Annotated in this window: 12 protein-coding genes and 3 pseudogenes; 8 read left to right on the top strand and 7 right to left on the bottom strand. The window is 44.9% G+C overall.

The features are described from left to right. The first annotated feature begins 37 nt into the window (after positions 1-37). Positions 38-1,033, top strand: a complete 996-nt coding sequence (locus tag CW734_RS17155) for a YhdH/YhfP family quinone oxidoreductase (RefSeq protein WP_101191956.1) — start codon at positions 38-40, stop codon at positions 1,031-1,033. A gap of 82 nt (positions 1,034-1,115) precedes the next feature. Here the strand turns inward: CW734_RS17155 and CW734_RS17150 are convergent, their stop codons facing one another. After that, complete coding sequence (locus CW734_RS17150; RefSeq protein WP_101191955.1) at positions 1,116-1,775, bottom strand: Type 1 glutamine amidotransferase-like domain-containing protein; 660 nt, start codon at positions 1,773-1,775, stop codon at positions 1,116-1,118. A 138-nt stretch (positions 1,776-1,913) separates the two neighbouring features. Between CW734_RS17150 and CW734_RS17145 the strand changes: the two genes are divergently transcribed. Next, positions 1,914-2,525, top strand: coding sequence for a TetR/AcrR family transcriptional regulator (locus CW734_RS17145; protein ID WP_101191954.1), 612 nt, complete (start codon positions 1,914-1,916; stop codon positions 2,523-2,525). Positions 2,526-2,551: 26 nt separating this feature from the next. Then, entirely contained in the window at positions 2,552-4,867 is a 2,316-nt protein-coding gene (locus tag CW734_RS17140) for an MMPL family transporter (RefSeq protein WP_101191953.1), read from the top strand. A gap of 365 nt (positions 4,868-5,232) precedes the next feature. Here the strand turns inward: CW734_RS17140 and CW734_RS17135 are convergent, their stop codons facing one another. From CW734_RS17135 to CW734_RS17125, 3 genes are all read right to left on the bottom strand, one after another. Next, on the bottom strand, positions 5,233-7,653 hold the full coding sequence (locus tag CW734_RS17135) for a heavy metal translocating P-type ATPase (RefSeq protein WP_101191952.1): 2,421 nt from the start codon (positions 7,651-7,653) through the stop codon (positions 5,233-5,235). Beyond that, entirely contained in the window at positions 7,646-8,011 is a 366-nt protein-coding gene (locus CW734_RS17130; protein WP_101191951.1) for an ArsR/SmtB family transcription factor, read from the bottom strand. Before CW734_RS17130 ends, CW734_RS17135 begins: the two co-directional genes overlap by 8 nt. A 79-nt stretch (positions 8,012-8,090) precedes the next feature. Next, a complete protein-coding gene (locus CW734_RS17125) occupies positions 8,091-8,705 on the bottom strand; it encodes a CadD family cadmium resistance transporter (RefSeq protein WP_101192245.1) in 615 nt (204 codons plus the stop codon). Positions 8,706-9,112: 407 nt separating this feature from the next. On the opposite strand from CW734_RS17125, the gene CW734_RS18430 reads away from it, so the two are divergent. Next, positions 9,113-9,295, top strand: coding sequence for a hypothetical protein (locus tag CW734_RS18430; RefSeq protein WP_157824187.1), 183 nt, complete (start codon positions 9,113-9,115; stop codon positions 9,293-9,295). Between the two features lie 221 nt (positions 9,296-9,516). On the opposite strand, the pseudogene CW734_RS17115 reads toward CW734_RS18430, so the two are convergent. Beyond that, a pseudogene (locus tag CW734_RS17115) lies at positions 9,517-9,707 on the bottom strand (helix-turn-helix transcriptional regulator). 512 nt (positions 9,708-10,219) lie between these two features. Between CW734_RS17115 and CW734_RS17110 the strand changes: the two are divergent. Beyond that, a pseudogene (locus CW734_RS17110) lies at positions 10,220-11,302 on the top strand (glycerol dehydrogenase). Between the two features lie 391 nt (positions 11,303-11,693). Here CW734_RS17110 and istB read toward each other — a convergent pair. Together istB and istA are read right to left on the bottom strand one after the other, a co-directional pair. Further along, the gene (istB, locus tag CW734_RS17105) at positions 11,694-12,437 is read right to left on the bottom strand and encodes an IS21-like element helper ATPase IstB (RefSeq protein WP_101191948.1); all 744 of its coding nucleotides are present in this window, start codon (positions 12,435-12,437) and stop codon (positions 11,694-11,696) included. Beyond that, positions 12,434-13,981 carry an IS21 family transposase gene (gene istA, locus CW734_RS17100; protein WP_145990590.1) on the bottom strand — a complete coding sequence of 516 codons (1,548 nt, stop codon included), beginning with the start codon at positions 13,979-13,981 and terminating at the stop codon, positions 12,434-12,436. Before istA ends, istB begins: the two co-directional genes overlap by 4 nt. A gap of 255 nt (positions 13,982-14,236) precedes the next feature. On the opposite strand from istA, the gene CW734_RS17095 reads away from it, so the two are divergent. The 3 genes and pseudogenes from CW734_RS17095 (at position 14,237) to CW734_RS19300 (ending at position 17,998) form a co-directional block, all read left to right on the top strand. After that, positions 14,237-16,978, top strand: coding sequence for an ATP-dependent Clp protease ATP-binding subunit (locus tag CW734_RS17095; protein WP_101191947.1), 2,742 nt, complete (start codon positions 14,237-14,239; stop codon positions 16,976-16,978). 473 nt (positions 16,979-17,451) lie between these two features. Beyond that, positions 17,452-17,613: pseudogene (locus tag CW734_RS20145) on the top strand (MerR family transcriptional regulator); the annotation flags it as partial. A 97-nt stretch (positions 17,614-17,710) separates the two neighbouring features. Further along, positions 17,711-17,998, top strand: coding sequence for a hypothetical protein (locus CW734_RS19300; RefSeq protein ID WP_232787121.1), 288 nt, complete (start codon positions 17,711-17,713; stop codon positions 17,996-17,998). Positions 17,999-18,032: the final 34 nt, after the last annotated feature.

The following is an 18,032-nucleotide window of genomic DNA, read 5'->3' as shown; positions in this document are numbered from 1 at the left end:
CACTGAATCGGGAAGAGAAGAGCAAGGAGGGATTTTCATGGATTTATTTAAAGCGATTGTCATTAAACAGCAAGAAGATGAAGTGACCTACGGCGTGGAACAAATCAGTGAAGACCAATTATCGCAAGGAGACGTCTTGGTGAAAGTGGCGTATTCGTCAATCAATTACAAGGATATGCTCGCGGTGCAGAAAAAAGGCGGAGTCATCCGCGATTACCCGATGATTCCCGGAATCGATTTCAGCGGAACGGTTGTACATACAGCGGACGGGCGATTCCAGCAAGGCCAGGAAGTGATTGTCACAGGATTTGAGATGGGAATGAGCCACACCGGCGGGTTCTCTGAATATGCCCGCGTGCCGGCCGAGTGGATCGTGCCTTTGCCGGACGGCTTGAGCTTGAAAGACGCTATGGTGTTCGGGACGGCAGGATTCACGGCGGCATTGTCCATCCAAGCACTCGAACAAAACGGTATGGACCCAAAAAACAATCCGGAGCTATTGGTGACAGGATCGACTGGCGGCGTCGGAAGCGTCGCGCTGCAGATTCTATCCAAAATCGGCTACACCAATATCACGGCCTTGGTGCGCAAAGACCATCAAGTGGACGTGGCGAAATCGCTCGGCGCAAACGAAGTCATTTTCCCGGATGATCTGGGCGAACTGAAAAAGCCATTGAACAAGCAAAAATTCGATTATGTCCTCGATACCGTCGGCGGCGATGTGGCATCGGTCCTCATCCCGCAAATTTCTTATGGCGGTAGCATGAGCATGTGCGGCAACGCAGCTGGCCTTCAACTGACGGCGACGGTGCTGCCGTTCATCCTAAGAGGCGTCAATTTGCTTGGCATCGATTCAGTCAATGTGCCGATCGAAAAACGCGGCGCCATCTGGGACAAGATGTCAGCCGACTGGAACATCACCCAAACAACCTTGACGGACGAAGTCTCGCTCGAACAAATTCCTGATACGATCGAGGCGATCAAAAACGGGGAGCATTTAGGGAGAACGATCGTTAATTGCCAAAATGCTTAAATCAATCAAAAAAACGTTCGGCAAGCATGAAATTCTGCTTGCCGAACGTTTTTAGTTTTGCCTTTTGATGCAGCCAATGAAGCTAAAAAGTCTCATCTAATTTCCGGATGTTTGAGCGCGACATGACATAGACATCCCCTAAAATATCGATATGGCCGCCTTTTGAGCGCAAGGCACAGTCTTTATTTGACGCATACACGTTCATCTCATCCGACAGGGCAGAGAGTTCTTCTTGTACGAGTTCCATATTGTTTTCGAGGTCGAAATGGGACAGCACGGAGAAAGGGTCTAGCGCGAGGCCGTCGCAAACAACGTCCATGCCAACAGGATATCCAAAGCGTTCCGAGCATTTCCATTTGGCGGACATATTGATCGCTCCGGCACTGGCCCCCATGACCAAGGCGGCGCTCGTTTTGATTGGCTCTGCCAATTCGTACTCCTCCGTCAAAAACCGGTTTTGCTTAAGGGTATCTCCGCCCAATAGGAAAATGGCCGAGGCATTTCTGATTAAGGCATGGGCCACTTCCTGCTCTACACTCGAATCGATTAAATGATATTCATCGAATGAAATGCCTGCCTGATCTAACCAGGAACGTTCCACAGCGCCGTCCACTTCAGCATCTGATGGATCCGAACTGACCATCACGAGCGATTTCCGTTCTGGAAGGTCTTCCCTTAAGGCTTTGCTTAGGTTCTCCGGGAAGAAATCAGTAAACCAACCTAAATAATAATGGGTTTTCATAAGGGCCTCCTTCGTACAAGTGATGATAACCATTATACAGCCAATCGGTTCGTCTTTTTATAATTGCCCAAAGGGAAATATTGCACATTGGGCAATTTTTGTGGTATAACATGTAAGAATTGAAAATGAGGTGATAGAATGACTGACAGCGGTTTGCGGGATATGAAAAAAATAGCGACACGCCAAGCCTTGGCCGAAGCTGCTTTTAACTTAGCGGTGGAGCACGGTGTGGACGGGTTTGTTGTGGAAGATATCGTTAAAACGGCAGGCTATTCACGCCGGACATTCGCCAATTATTTTTCATGCAAGGAAGAAGCGATCGCCAACTCCTTGACGATGAATGATTATTTAGAGCGCGACGACCAATTCACATTCTCCACGGAAATGTATACGCCCTTGGATACCATCGAGTTATATATCCGCGGAAGTTTCACGATCAACAAACTAAGGCGTCTCAACCAGCTCATTTCACTGTCGCGCAACTCCCCGACGCTGAAGCTCTATGTCACAGGCGCGTTGATGGAAGTACAAAATTTTGCGAAACGCGGCATCAGCGAAGAGTTCGGCAGCGATTATCCAGAAGAGTATTACCATATTCTGATCGGCGCCGTATTCGGTGCGATCTTGCCGGTGCTCGATGAAAGCATCGCCGTCAAATTGCCGGAAGACGGGGAACAGGACGAAGCCGATAACGAATTTAACCAGTACATCGATATCGTCTTTGGCCACTTACGAAAAGGCTTTAACTAACGAAAATAGAGAACGGAGTTGCACACGTGTCGAGATTTTTTTACAGCATCGGAAAAACAGCCTATAGCAAGCCATGGATCTTCATTGCCAGCTGGCTGCTCATTTTAGGAATCATCATCACAGCCATCGTCACAAATGGCGTGAATACAAGCAGTGAAACAAGAATTGACGGCACCGCCGCACAGGACGTGCTGGACGAATTGGCGGAAGAATACCCAGCCGCATCCGGTGGGCAAGGCAGTTATTTATTCGAAGTGCCGGAAGGGGAAGCCATTGACGATCCGGCCAATGCCCAAGCTTTAGCCATGGCAGCCAATGAAATTTACAGTTTGGAACATGTCGTCAATCCAATGGACATGCTGCAGGACGAGGAAGCAATGGCACAGATGCAGTCAATGCAAGAGATGATGAGCCAGCTTCCGGCGTCTGAAGTCAACCACCGGCCGTTCATCGTTCAAGAAATGCCGGTTCCGGGCATCCAAATTTCAGAGGACGGAACGGTCGCATTATTCCAGTTCCAACTGACCAAAACAGCGGAAGACTTGAGTGAAGCGGAACGCGAAGAACTTGCGGATGCCGCAAATATCGCTCAAGAAAATTCTTCCATCACAGTCATTCCGACGGGTGCGCTGCAAGGCGTCGATATCCCGATCGGCGGTACGCATGAAATCATCGGGCTCGCGATCGCAGCAGTCATCCTGGTCGTCACGCTCGGCTCACTCATCGCAGCGGGCTTGCCGCTAGTCGTGGCATTGATCGGCGTCGGTGTGGGTGTCGGCGGGACGTTCGCCTTGTCGAGCATGTTCGAAATCAACAGCCTGACACCGGTTCTCGCTTTGATGATCGGCCTTGCTGTCGGCATCGATTATGCCTTGTTCATTGTTAACAGACAGCGCAAACTGATCACCGAACAACAATTGACCGCGAAAGAAGCGGCTGCCCGTGCAGTCGGCACAGCAGGCAGCGCGGTATTCTTTGCCGGCTTGACCGTCATCATCGCGCTCAGCGGTTTGCTGGTCATCGGCATCTCGTTCCTCAGCAGTATGGCAATCGTCGCCGCATTGACGGTGTTAATCGATGTGCTGGTCGCGCTCACACTGCTCCCGGCATTGCTCGGATTGATTGGTGAGCGGATCGTCTCAGCCAAAACGAGAAATAAAGCTCAAACGAACAACAGCTCGAAACAAAGCTTTGCCCAAGGATGGATTACTGGCTTATTGAAAATGAAATGGGTCGCGGTCATACTGGTCATTATCATTCTCGGTACACTCGCAGTGCCGGTCGCGCAAATGAACCTCGGCATGCCTTCGGGTGAAAGCGCTAATCAAGACACCGCTGTCAGGCAGAGCTATGACGTCATTTCCGACAGCTTCGGCGAAGGTTTTAACGGCCCGCTTCTTGTCGTGGCCAAAGACCAGGACGCAGCTGCAGTAAATCCACAGGAATATTTCCAGCTGCTCAGCAATATCTCACAGCTTGACGGCGTAGCGGAAGTATCGCCAGGCGGCTTCAATGAAGACGGAACAATCGCCATCATCAGCATCATCCCAGAAAACGGGCCGACTGATGAAGCGACAAAACAATTGGTGGAAAGTTTGCGGACAGATACCGCTGCCACTGAAAACACCAACGCAGAAATCGGCGTGACGGGCTTGACGGCGGTCAATATCGACATTTCGGAGAAGTTGGGTGAAGTGTTCCCGATCTATATCGCCATTATCGTCGTGCTGTCATTGCTTATCCTGTTAGTCGTCTTCCGTTCGATCTTGATCCCGATCAAGGCAACGGTCGGTTTCCTGTTGAGCATCATGGCAACATTCGGCGCCACAACCGCCGTCTTCCAGTGGGGCTGGCTCGGATCACTTTTCGGAATCGATACCGGCGGTCCATTGCTGAGCTTTATCCCGATTATGGTCACCGGCATCCTGTACGGGCTCGCCATGGATTACCAAGTATTCCTTGTGTCGTCGATGCGCGAAGCCTATATACATGGTGAAAAAGGCGATGGGGCCATCGTCAGCGGCTACAAGACGGCGAGTAAAGTGGTCGTCGCCGCGGCATTAATCATGGTTTCGGTATTCTCTGGCTTCATCTTCACGGATGACATCATGATCAAGCAAATCGGCTTTGCCTTAGCGTTCGGCATCCTCGTCGATGCCTTCCTGATCCGCATGATCTTCGTGCCGGCCGTCATGTCGATGTTCGGCGACAAAATCTGGTGGCTGCCAAAATGGCTCGACAAGATTCTCCCGGATTTGGACATTGAAGGCGAAAAATTGCTCCACGAATTGAATGAAAAAGATAAAACGATACGCACGAATACTGGAGAAAACTCCATCTAAAGATAGCTAAAACTGCCGGGAAGCTTCCCGGCAGTTTTTCTTTGGTTAAAAAATTCCTGAAGATCGCTCGTCAGGAAGTGGGGTTCTGATGGTAACTGAAAAGCGTTCGTAAAAGTGTTTGAGAATTAGCGAACGTTCGTAAAGTTATTTTATACATTTACGAACGCTATACTCGGTCGTTTCCAGTCCATTTCGGAGTGTTCGTAAAAGTGTACTTTTACGAACGCTTTTCATTCAGTATATTATTAACTCTAATGCCAGCTATTGAAAGGTACTAATTCTTGAACGCTGTGAACCTGATGAATTATCTTTAGTATTAATGTGAAAACAGCGTGCATCTTTTCAGGTGCACGCTGTATTTCGTTCTATTCTTTTACGCGCATCAGCCGTAAACTGTTGAGTGCGACCAGAAGGGTAGCCCCCATATCGGACATAATAGCAATCCAGAGCGTCAACCAACCCGGAATAACCAGCAGCAATGCGATCGCTTTAATGCCGATTGCGAATGCAATGTTCGCTTTGATGATATTCAATGATTTCCGGCTCAATTTCACCGTGAACGGCAGTTTGCTCAAATCATCGCCCATCAAGACCACATCAGCGGTCTCCATCGCGGTATCGGTTCCGGCACCGCCCATGGCAATTCCGACAGTAGAAGCAGCAAGTGCCGGAGCATCGTTCACGCCGTCTCCAACCATCGCGACGTTGCCGTATTCGGCTCGTAAGCGTTTGATGAAATTCAATTTATCCTCCGGCATCAGTTCGGCCTGGATTTCGGTGACGCCGACCTGCTGGCCAATGGCCTGACCGGTCCCTTTGTTATCGCCTGTCAGCATAATCGTCTTCTTGATGCCCATTTGATGCAGCTTCTGGATGACTTCCTTGCTGGATTCACGGACTTCATCTGCCACAGCAATGACCGCCAGGATCCTTTGTTCCGTTCCGATGATCATCGCCGTCTTGCCCTGATTTTGAAGAGCTGCGACGTTTTGTTCCAAGTTCTTATCCGCACTTGCGGCACCCAGCTCGGTAAAGAGAGTTGGGTTGCCGATGTAGTACGTGATGCCTTCGACAGTTCCTTTAATCCCTTTGCCGGTAATGGAAGAGAAGTCCTCGACCAAGACATCGGAATAAGAAATGTTTTCTGCGTCCGCTTTTTTCATGATGGCCGAAGCAAGGGGATGCTGCGAGCGATACTCGAGCGCTGTGACGATGGAAAGCAGTTCTTTTTCATTGATGCTCTTGTTCAATACCTCAAAGTCTGTGACAACGGGAACCCCTTTGGTTAGGGTGCCGGTCTTGTCAAACGCAATCGCTTTGATGGCACCCATTTCTTCCAGGTACACGCCGCCTTTTACCAAAACCCCTTTTTTGGCTGCATTGCCAATAGCGGATACAATCGAAATCGGAGTCGAAATGACCAACGCACACGGACAGCCAACGACTAGCACAGCCAGTCCTTGATAGACCCAGGTTTCCCAGCTGGCGTCAAACAAGAGGGGAGGGACAATGGCGACGAGTGCGGCAACGGCCATGATGATCGGTGTATAATATTTGGCGAATTTATCGACAAATGCCTGGGAAGGGGCCCGTTCGCCCTGTGCTTCTTCTACCAAATGGATGATTTTTGCAATGGTCGTGTCTTCGACCAGCTTGGTGACTTTGACTTCAAGCAGGCCTTCTTCGTTCAGCGTGCCGGCGAAGACTTCATCATCCACCGTTTTGCCGACGGGCACGGATTCACCCGTAATCGCTGCCTGATTGACCGCCGAATAGCCGTTGACCACCATGCCGTCCATCGCAATCTTTTGTCCGGGTTTGACGATCATGATATCCCCGACGGCAATGTCATCTACCGAAATCAGCTGTTCTTGTCCATTTCGTCGAACCAGTGCCTCTTTCGGGGCAATGTCCATCAACGAACGGATGGATTGTCGGGCCCGGTCCATGGAATAGCGTTCCAATGCTTCACTGATGGCGAAGAGAATCACCACGATGGAAGCTTCTGCCCATTCGCCGATGATAGCTGCCCCAATGACGGCAACCGTCATGAGGGTTTTCATGTCGAAATCCAGGCGTATCAAGTTCTGGAAGCCGACTTTAAAGAGCGAGTACCCGCCAATGACGATGGCTGCCACGAACAGGAGCGATGTCATCAGGTTTTCTTCGCCGTTTACGAATTGCGAAATGTACCCAAAGACAATCAACAGGGTGGAGTAGAGCAAGACGCTGTACTTTTGGTAGAACGGCACTTTCTTCTCTTTTGCAGCCGTCGTTTTTTCGGTTTCGGTTTTCGGACCAGCTTGCCGGCTTGTGATTTCAGGAGCGATCTTCAAGTTTTCAAAAGCACCGGCTTTTTCCAACTCTTCAACCGAGGCCGTCCCGTAAACGGAAATCTTCGAAGCCCCGAAATTGACTTTTGCATCTTGGACACCGGGAATTTGCTTGACGTTGTTCTCAAACTTCCCGGCACAGTTGGCACACGTAAAGCCTTCCACCCGGAAGACATTCTTGTCTTCAATTGCGACTTTCGCTTCTGGAGCTGTCTGACGTTTTGGTTTTTCCGGTGCCACTTTCAAATTCTCGAAAGCGCCAGCTTTTTCCAGTTCCTCGACTGTCGCTTCTCCGTAAACGGAAATTTTCGAAGCGCCGAAATTCACTTTCGCATCCTCAACACCGGAAAGGTTTTTGACGTTCTTCTCGAATTTCCCGGCACAGTTGGCGCACGAAAATCCTTCCACACGGTAGACTGTTTTTTCTTCTTCTATCTTTGCTTTCTCAACCAACGCTGACACCCTCCTTCTGGTGAGTGAAGGCCACTTGCACGAGATGTTTCACATGTGCATCATCCAACGAATAATAGACCAATTTTCCTTCTTTGCGGTATTTTGCCAATCCCATATTTTTTAGCAATCGTAGGTGATAGGAAGCCGTCGCCGTAGAAGAGCCGATGATATTCGCAACGTCACAGACACAGAGTGTGTCTTCCAGCGATAAGGCATAAGCGATTTTGATTCTCGTATCGTCGGACAATGCCTTGAAAATTTTCGCGACTTCCAGCGGGTTTTGTTCCGAAAGCTGTTGCTGGACTCGCACAACTTTTTCTTCGTCCACACATAAAATTTCGCATGTATCTTTGCTCATTTCATTTTCCTCTTTTCATCAAATAAATAGGTTGCAGTAAGTTTTTCTTCTATAGGAACAGAGCATGTGAAAAATCATTTCAGCTCACCAGACTCCAAAGGAATCGAAAGGTTCCGTTCTCCACCATGATTAAGATGCCAAGTCCGATGAAGACAATCGGTACAATCCAGCGTTCCCATTTCTCAAACGTTTCAGAGACCGACTTAACGGATGCCAAACGGTAGCTAAGGTAACACAAAATCGCGACCATGACGGCAAAGACAATAAGCATCACAACGGTCTCACTCGGATTCAAAGTTGAAAAATAGGGTATGTAGACGCCGATGTTGTCGCCGCCAGCCGCCAATGTAATGACTGTGACGGTTACAAACAAACGATTGGAATTTCCGGAAGACAATCGGGACAGGATATCCTCTTCGTCGTTTTCCCCTTCCTCTTTAAACCACACTTTGATTCCCAGATAAATCGGAATGAGTCCGAGTAGCCCGACCCAATGTTCCGGAACGAAGGTAAGGCCGGATGCAGCCAATAGACTGACGCCAACCAATAGGGCTGTCCCCAAATACTGGCCGACGACAATGGATTTTAATTGGCCGGATTTTTTGGTCTGTGAAAACAAAATCAATAAAATGATGACGTAATCAATACTTGTCGCAATATAAGCTGCAGTGGCGGAAAAAATAGTGGATATCAGCATTACCAACTCCTTTGTGAATCCTAGCTTTAACGAATACTTTACTATTAGTCAAACATTCAAATGAACGTTTGAATAATGCAAGTGTATAAATATTTCGCTGGATTGTCAATCAAACATTCAAATGAATGTTTAAATATTATATTTGACGTACTAAAACCTCTAGGGAAAGGGAGTGATAAATACAGAAGAAGCTTTCAACGGGTTCATTTAGATGTAGGTTTACATATCATGAGGTTATCGGAAGTAATCAGTTGTATCTCATATAACTAAAACAAAAAGGGACTGCTCCAAAAGGTCATGAAAATTATGACTCTCAGGGACAGTCCCTTCCTTTTTTATCTAACGCTCCGATTTACATCAATTCCTTGTTTCTGTTATAGGAACGCTTCAAAGAAATGAAATTAATGAAAAACATCATCAATCCTGCCAATGTTGAGAAACCTAAAGTTCCAAGCCATTCACTGATACTGGCTGGCAACCCACTTATGAATGGATATACTAAAATAAACATAGCCGTAAATCCGGCTGATTTCACAACAATCACTTTTAATTCTTTTTATATTCCTGTTCAGTTGCAATATTCGTAAATTCGATGCCCGATATGATATATCTTCCTAAAACGTAAATCACGAACAGAACAACGTGCAGAAAGAGAACTGTTTCTGTGTCAAAGTTAATGAACCTGCTGCTAATGAGTGTGACAAGAAGGGATAAGAAAAGGATGATTGCCCCTTCCGAGAGGAAATGCAACAACTTTTTCTTTTGTATTCGTCATCTGGTAATAAAAAGGATATCCAAGATTTCATGATTACTCGACCTCCCAAAATAATTCGTCAAGGTTTTGCCCAGTTCTTTTGCGATAGACACAAAGATGAAGGCTGGGGTTATATTGTCCTTTTCAATTAATCCGATTGTTTGCCTTGTTGCTCCAACTCTGTTGGCTAACTGTTCTTGAGTGATGGATAGTTTCATCCGAGTTATTTTCACATTATTTTTCATTGATCCACCTGCTCTTTTGCAATATATCTAACATATGCAATTTATATATTACATTATATCTGGAAGATGTCAACTTCTTATAGCCTTTTATTTAATCGAAGATGGAAATTGAGTGAAGAACGGTTTACATATGAGGGCTTATCGGAAGGAGGGCAGGTTAATATCATCCTTTTCTTTTGCTTGATAAAGCATCATTTTTATGGTTATGGATTAGAGCACGGCAAGTTGTTCATATACAAAGCCAGGAATTAACTAGAACCGAAAGATATTTTCATAAATTCTAAATGACTTCTAGAGTGCTATTCTATTTTAAATTGCCCTTTAAATTTTGTTGAATAAGAGAATTCTTTTCGATAGATTTTATCAAAATGGCAAAAGCCGGCTTCGTTGACAACAAGTCGTGGAAAGCGTTAAGTTTAACTGGAAGATACCTGTAATTTAGAAGTTGCAGGAAAAGAATCCAATACGTCACTATTTAAAGTAAAACGATTTTTCAAGAGAAGGGAGCAATTATTAATGCAAAGAAAATTTTATTTCACCAAAAATATATTCAAGGTGCTGGTGTTCTAAGTCTGCTTGGTGAAGAAGTTGCTAAAATTGGAGTAACGCCCTTTGTTTTATCCGATAGTACGGTTTGGGAATAACTGGAAGTACAGTTGAGGAAAGCTTCCAAGCATCCAATACTTCTTATATTTATGAAGAATTTACCGGAGAAGCTTCAATACAGAAATTGAGCGTCTGACTAAGATAGGGAAAGACAAAAAGCTGATGTTGTCATCGGGTTAGGCGGTGGAAAAACGATAGATACGGCAAAAGCCGTTGGGGATGCGCTTGAATTGCTGTCGTGGTTGCTCCTACAACTGCATCTACAGATGCACCAACCAGTGCGCTATCCGTAATTTATTCTGACGATGGAGTATTTGAAGGATATAAATTCTATACCAAAATCCGGATTTGGTTTTGGTCGACTCAAAAGTAATCGTCAATGCGCCGGTGTTTCTTTTGGCTTCAGGTATGGGAGATGCGATGGCCACGTTTGTTGAAACCCGAGCTTCATTGAAACGAAATTCAAATACCATGGCTGGCGGGAGGCAACTCTTGCTGGACAGGCTATTGCGGAAAAAGCTGAAGAAGTGCTGTTCGATCAAGGTATTGCTGCATACAGAGCTGCGAAACAAGGGCTTGTCACACCGCAAGTCGAAGCAATTATCGAAGCGAACACCTTATTATCAGGACTAGGATTCGAGAATGGCGGATTAGCGTCAGCACATGCTATCCATAATGGCTTTACTGCACTTGAAGGAGAAATCCACAAGTTGACTCATGGCCAAAAAGCCCTATGGTGTCTTGACTCAGTTAGTACTAGAAGGATACGCAGAATCTGATATCTTACGTTATGCAGACTTCTTTAAAGAAATTGAGTTGCCAACAACTCTGAAAGATCTTCATTTAGAAAATGCGCCCTATGAAGATTTACTTAAAATTGGAGAACTGGCCACCGTGGCAGGAGAAACATCGCATAACATGAATCCGAACTTACACCGGAACAAATTGCAGATGCCATTTTAGCAGTAAACGCAATTACAACTGCTTGATTTTTATCGAGAGTAAGTATATTTAGATGGAAGCATATCTAAGAGGGAGTTAACTCATCAGCATGAGTTAGCTTCCTTTCTTTTGATTTTATATGTTCGCAAAATCTTAATTTAACGAACATAATTTTCGGTTCCGGATATTCTATAGTTGCCACTAAATAAATTCAGCTATTCAAAATTCTTTTTAAAAGAAAAACAGAAGAGGAACAGCTTGATTAGAGCTGCTCCTCTTCTTCTAGTCTGGATTCCTACTGGTAGTATGAAGAAGGACAAGCTCGAGAACCACTCGTGCCATAAAATAGAACCACCTCGGACAAAATCTAGAACCACTTCGGACATGTGAGAACCAGTCATAAGAATAAGAAGACCGCTCGCGGGCGGCTTCTTATCCTTATGACTGAATCCCGAGTCTTTCACGCATGGAAATCTTGCCATCAATAAAAAGAGAATGCGAACTATGGATGACCCGATCGAGGATGGCATCGGCGAGCGTCGCTTCCCCAATCTGTTCATACCAACCGCTAGGTTCAAACTGAGAACAGAAAATGGTGGAGGCATTCTGGTATCTTGATTCAACGATTTCCAGTACATCTCGCGCTTCATGCTCAGTCAAGGAGACAAGCAGCCACTCGTCTAAAATTAATAAGTTTACCTTCCGGTAAGCTTTCATGGTTTTTTGGTACGTCCCATTTAATCGTGCCAGCGCCAATTCATCCAGTAATTCTGGCAGGCGCATGTATTTGGCCGTATAGCCGTTTCGGCAAGCACTGACGCCAAGCGCACATGCTAAATAAGATTTGCCGTTTCCAGATGCCCCTTTTAAAATGACGTTCTGTTTTTCGCCGATGTAATTGCAGCTGGCTAAACGCAAGATAGTGGTGCGATCCAGCTTCCTGTCTTCGAAGTAATGGATGTCTTCGATGCAAGCATCTGGCATACGCAAATTCGCTGTACGGATCAGCCGTTCCAATTTGCTGTTCTTCCGGCGGATGTACTCGCTGTCAATCAATAAATTGAAGCGATCTTCGAAAGACAGTTCCCGGTATTGAGGATCGTTCATTTGCTTATAATACGTTTCGGCTATCGCGCTCAGGCGCATTTCGTTTAGTTTGGTGATTGTAGATTCAATGGTCATTGATCTTTCCTCCCGTAATAGTCTGCCCCTCTGACAAATCCATGCTCTTTTGAAAGGCTGACAGTTTTCTTGTTCGACTGAGTCGTCGTTTTGATGTCACGCTCTGTTTTGAGAATCGTTTTGACCGTATTCAAGCTCACTCTCGGAGAGAAGGCCAATGACTTCTCGCAAGCCACCTCAAGTTCGCGTTCACTATACTGGGCAACAAGTTTTGAGAGCCCTAAGCAGAGCTTGAGTGCCTGCTTTTCATTGGTTCCATTGGCTAGAATCGTACGGACGGCTTTTTCCGTAGAGGGTCCGATGGACTCTCCCCATTCAATGAAATGCGCCGGTGTAAATGTAAGAAACTGCTGGTGCTTGGCTGGCAGATGTTCGAAAAGCGAAGACGTTTGCCCTTCTTTACCGAACAATCGCTTGTGAGAGGCAATTCGGAAGTTGTTGAAAAACACTTCGACCATTGTTCGGGTCACCCGTATTTCCACCACGTGTTTAATGTATTCGTAAGGCACTGAATAATACATCTTGTCTTCCTCAATATGATAATCTGGTTGTAAAGTGGCTTTCTTCCATTGAGCCATTTCGTACCGGGAAGCAGGCAGCGGGAGAAGCGCAAACTTCTCCTCTTCCAAGAAGGCAGTGAGCCGGCTTCCTTTTTTCTTTTGAAACTCTTTCTCATTGAATTCCTTCAGCTTAAGCCGAACGGCTTCATTCAGCTCCTGCAGCGAAAAGAACACCTGATTTCTCAGTGAAGCGATAATCCAGGTGGTGATGGTACCGACGGTTCCTTCGACACTGGGCTTGTCCTTGGGTTTTCTGACTCGTGCCGGGATGACAACGGTGTGATAATGCTCGGCCAATTCTTGATAAGTCCGGTTGATCACGGGATCGCTATAAGAAGGCTTTTCGACTCCCGTTTTCAAATTATCGGGCACGATCGTCTGTGTGACGCCCCCAAAGAATTCAAATGCATGAATATGTCCGGTAATCCAATGAAGTGAGTTCATGGAATAGAACCCTTCGACATACGAATAGCCACTGCAGGACAGGGTGGCCGCAAAAAGTGACACCTCATGTACTTCACCTGTTGTTTGATCTCTTACGCTCATCGAAGTGCCGGCCCAATCGACTTCCAGGGTTTCAGCCGGTTTTCGTTTAATGCGCATGGTCGCTTTGGTTGTGGTGACGAACTTCGTGTATTCCCGGCAGAACTGGCGATAGCTGTAGGGAATCTGATTCCCGTTCCGGCAGACGATTACGTATTCGTGCCAGAGGAGTGAGAGTGTAACGCCTGTTTTCGCCATTTCTTTATGGACGTAGTCCATGTCAGGTAAGTGTCTTTCGTCTTTAACATGCTTCTCCGGGAATAGAAGCTTTTGAAGCTCTCTGTCTCCTAACCCCTCTGGTAGAGGCCAGGAAATCCCTTTCTTTTCTGCTTGCTCCAGCACATCATTAATCGTGCTCCTTGAACACTTACAGCTGGCTGCGATTCCCCGTTTGGATGCCTCCTGAGCATCTAGCCGGAGAATCTCTCGATATTTGATCATAAAAAACCTCCTACACAATCAATTTACGGAATATTCCGAAAACTAATTATATAGGAGTGGTTCTCTCATGTCTTAAGTGGTTCTATTTTTTGTCCGTAGTGGTTCTAAAATTTGGCACTGGTGGTTCTATTAAGTGGCTGTATGCAATAATTGTAGAAAACCAATATATTATTATAAATACCATGTTTTTATTAACTGAATTTTGGGTAAACTATATATACTTTAACAATTCGATTGATGGAGGAGGAAGAAAATATGGCGACGGGTAGATGTGATATTTGTGGAAAACCAGCATCAGCAAGAGTCCAAGCAAACTTGAATGGGCAGTTACGAACTATGCAGTTATGTGAAGGTCATTATCACGAAGTTTTACAACGCAATGGATTAAATATTTCTCCTATGGAATCGTTATTTGGACTACGTGGCACCATGCTCGACAACTTTTTTTCGAGCAAACTGCCATTTTTTAATGTAGATGAAGAAGTTAGTGAAGAAAGTTTTTATGATGAAACAACGAGTGAAGTGGCAAAACGTAAGCGTGGTAGTGCTTTAACTAGCCGATTGAGTGAGAATGCGGAAGAAATGCTTCAAAAAGCGGGGCAATATGCATCTGAATATAACAGACCCGAAATAGATACCGAGCACTTGTTGTTGGCGTTGACAGATAGTGAGGTTGTTCAAAGTGTATTTAACCAATTTAAAATTAAAGTGGATGATTTGAAGAGACAAATTGAAGCTGAAGCTAAACGTGGAGAGAGGTTGAATGAAGGTGAGATTGGCGTGTCACCGCGAGTAAAAGACGCTTTAAGTCGCGCTTTTGCTGCTTCAAATGATTTAGGACACGCTTATGTAGGGCCTGAACACTTTTTGATAGGTTTATCTGAAGAGGGAGAGGGGCTGGCTGCAAACCTCCTTCGCAAATATGGTTTGACGCCTCAGTCTATAAGACAGCAAGTGAGTAGGGTTGTCGGCAACGGTGAAAACGAAGGGAGTCTATCCAATGTGAGTAACACCCCTGAACTGGAAAAGTTTTCGCGAGATCTTACTAAGATGGCTAAAGAAGGGAAGTTAGATCCGGTCATCGGTCGTGCTGAAGAAGTGGAAACCACAATAGAGATATTAGCTAGACGTAGAAAAAATAACCCAGTACTGATTGGTGATCCAGGGGTTGGTAAAACTGCTATTGTAGAAGGGTTAGCACAACGAATTGTTGATGGTGAAGTACCTGAAGGTTTAAAAGACAAGCGATTAGTGGAGTTAGATATTAACGCTATGGTTGCTGGATCAAAATACAGAGGAGAGTTTGAAGAACGTACTCAAAAAGTGTTGAAGGAAATTTCTGAAAATAAAGATGATTTAATTATGTTCATTGATGAAGTCCATACGATTGTAGGAGCTGGACAAGGTGGGGGGGAAGGCGGTCTAGACATAGCTAACGTTTTCAAACCAATGCTTGCTAGAGGAGAGTTGAATCTCATTGGCGCGACTACTCTGAACGAATATCAAAAGCACATTGAAACAGATGCAGCTTTAGAAAGAAGATTTCAACCGGTTATTATTCATGAGACGACTCCAGAGCAAACGATTATGATTTTAAGAGGTTTGCGCGATACTTTTGAAGCGTATCATAAGGTGACTATAACCGAAGAAGCTATTATTTCTGCAGTAGAGTTATCGGATCGATATATTCCTTCTCGTTTTTTACCTGATAAAGCCATTGACCTTCTTGATCAAGCGGCAGCTAGAGTTAAACTGATTGCCACTTCACGACCTGCGGAAATTCAAGAAATCGAAGCTGAATTGCAGCAACTTCGAAGAGAACGAGATTACGTTGCAAATAGAAAGCAGTACGATAAAGCGGGCGAGCTTACAAAAGTGATTGAAGGAAAAGAAAGTGAGTTAAAGAAAATAACAGAAGAATGGGAAGTCGAAAGAGGCTCAGGGAGTACAGAGGTAAAACCTGAACATATTGCTCATGTGGTTTCACGTTTGACTGGCATTCCAGTGAACGAACTAACAACAGAAGAAAAAGACAAACTATTACGATTGGAAGAACAACTACATCAGCGCTTAGTAGGTCAAGAAGAGGCAGTAAGCGCTGTTTCAGATGCAGTTCGTTTGTCTCGTTCTGGATTACGTGAAGAAAATAAGCCTGTTGCTACTTTTCTTTTCTTAGGACCAACCGGGGTAGGTAAGACCGAGCTTGCAAAGGCTTTATCGGAAGTTATTTATGGAGATGAGAATGCATTATTACGAATTGATATGTCAGAATACGGAGAACGGCATTCAGTGGCGCGTCTTGTAGGCGCTCCTCCTGGGTATGTGGGGTATGATGAAGGCGGTCAGCTCACTGAAAAAGTACGACGTTCACCTTACAGTGTGATATTGTTAGACGAAATTGAAAAGGCTCATCCTGACGTGTACAATATCTTACTTCAAGTTTTCGATGATGGAAGACTTACTGATGGAAAAGGAAGAGTTGTTGATTTCACCAACACGATAATTATAGCTACGTCAAATTTAGGGTCAGATATTATTCGTACTCGATTAAACAGCGAAAGTTCTTCTAAACAAGATTATGAAGACGTAAAAAAAGAGGTTATGACTGTATTAGCAAGTCATTTCCGTCCTGAGTTTTTAAACAGGATTGATGAAATTATTGTATTTAGTGCTTTAAGTAAGGATGAAATAAACGAGATTGTATCACTTCAACTACAACGTGTAGCGAAGAATGTGTCGAGACAAGGTATTACTATTTCTTTCGATCAAACTTTAGCTCGTCACTTTTCAGAAGAAGGATACAAACCTGAATTTGGTGCCCGAGAACTCAAACGTGTAATCCGTAGTGAATTAGAAACGAAATTAGCTCGTGAAATTCTAGGGGGTGCTATTGAAAAAGGGGATAAAATCTTAGCTAAATGGGACGAACAATCCCAACAAATTGTTTTTGAACGAACGGAAATTAATGAGGATGATAAACCAAGTTTGGAAGTATAACCTATATTTTCGAGAAGGTATATGGAGCGCGAACGGGTTGGATTATGCGAAAATAAAAGCACAATATTTTTTATAAACTATCCCCTGTGTAATAGGCACTGAAAAAGTCTATTGCACGGGGTTTTTGTGTACAAGGAACCTAACCGTAATGGGAGTGGGTCCAAATGACGGAAAATTTTTACACCAAGAGAGATGGATAGGTTAGCCATAAAGTCCTTTGTCAAATCCGTGAGCCAGAAAGGAATCACCCATACCGATGAAATCTTCGTGGCTCAAACAACGGAAGGAGAATTTCCTATAGAAATATTCTAAGATTGTGAATTTGACGTGAGGTTATCATTTGGAAGTCCCATAAAAAGTTGAGAAGGTGCTAGTAATAAGAATCGTTTCTTTTTTATTCTATAAATCTTCTGAAATGTTTTCTTTTAGCTTAAAACAAGCATAAAATAAAGCTAAATTTAAGGAGTGGGAATATGCGAATTCCGATCAGCCGGCTTGTAAAAGAACTGAATCTCGAAGCTCATCAACTCCGGGAATGGGAAAAAAGAGATTGGCTTGGGGAAGTAATAAAAGATCCCCGGCAAAATCATCAAAGGGTTTATACCGAAGAACAGATAGAATGCATTGAGATGATCGCCCAGACTATCCAAAACCAGCGAGTGAAAGGAATCAAACGGACCAACTTTGAAGAAGTTGAAGCTAAGTTGCTGGACCGGTTCGGGGGAGAAGATATTGATTTTGGTGGTCGCTCCGCAAACTCTCAATCAGATTGTCGAATTGCTCATGGGCCAGAATCAAAAAATCAACGACCTGCAGCAACTCATCGAACAGCAACCGAAAAACCAATTGCAGGATCCGATAGACCACACTGAAGTACTTGCGGACATGAAAAACGAACTGAAAAAGAGCCAGGAACGGGAAGAACAGCTTTTGGCCATCGTTCAGCAGCTGCAAATCGATCTGGATGAATTGAAAAAAGTCCCGGCAAAATCCAAATGGAGGTTTTGGGGCAAAGACTAGACACTGAATGTAACTTTAGTGCAGTTAAGTTACA

Source organism: Planococcus sp. MB-3u-03 (assembly GCF_002833405.1).
In the GTDB taxonomy this organism is placed as follows: Bacteria; Bacillota; Bacilli; order Bacillales_A; family Planococcaceae; genus Planococcus.
Note: the sequence above shows the minus strand (reverse complement) of the source record. Positions and strands in the feature narration are given on the sequence as shown.

Excerpts from the sequence above, each read along its gene's own strand:
- CW734_RS17155 (WP_101191956.1), top strand. The coding sequence starts at position 38 with ATGGATTTATTTAAAGCGATTGTCATTAAACAGCAAGAAGATGAAGTG.
- CW734_RS17095 (WP_101191947.1), top strand. The coding sequence starts at position 14,237 with ATGGCGACGGGTAGATGTGATATTTGTGGAAAACCAGCATCAGCAAGA.
- CW734_RS17130 (WP_101191951.1), bottom strand. The coding sequence starts at position 8,011 with ATGAGCAAAGATACATGCGAAATTTTATGTGTGGACGAAGAAAAAGTT.
- istA (WP_145990590.1), bottom strand. The coding sequence starts at position 13,981 with ATGATCAAATATCGAGAGATTCTCCGGCTAGATGCTCAGGAGGCATCC.
- CW734_RS17150 (WP_101191955.1), bottom strand. The coding sequence starts at position 1,775 with ATGAAAACCCATTATTATTTAGGTTGGTTTACTGATTTCTTCCCGGAG.
- istB (WP_101191948.1), bottom strand. The coding sequence starts at position 12,437 with ATGACCATTGAATCTACAATCACCAAACTAAACGAAATGCGCCTGAGC.
- CW734_RS17145 (WP_101191954.1), top strand. The coding sequence starts at position 1,914 with ATGACTGACAGCGGTTTGCGGGATATGAAAAAAATAGCGACACGCCAA.
- CW734_RS18430 (WP_157824187.1), top strand. The coding sequence starts at position 9,113 with ATGAAAAACATCATCAATCCTGCCAATGTTGAGAAACCTAAAGTTCCA.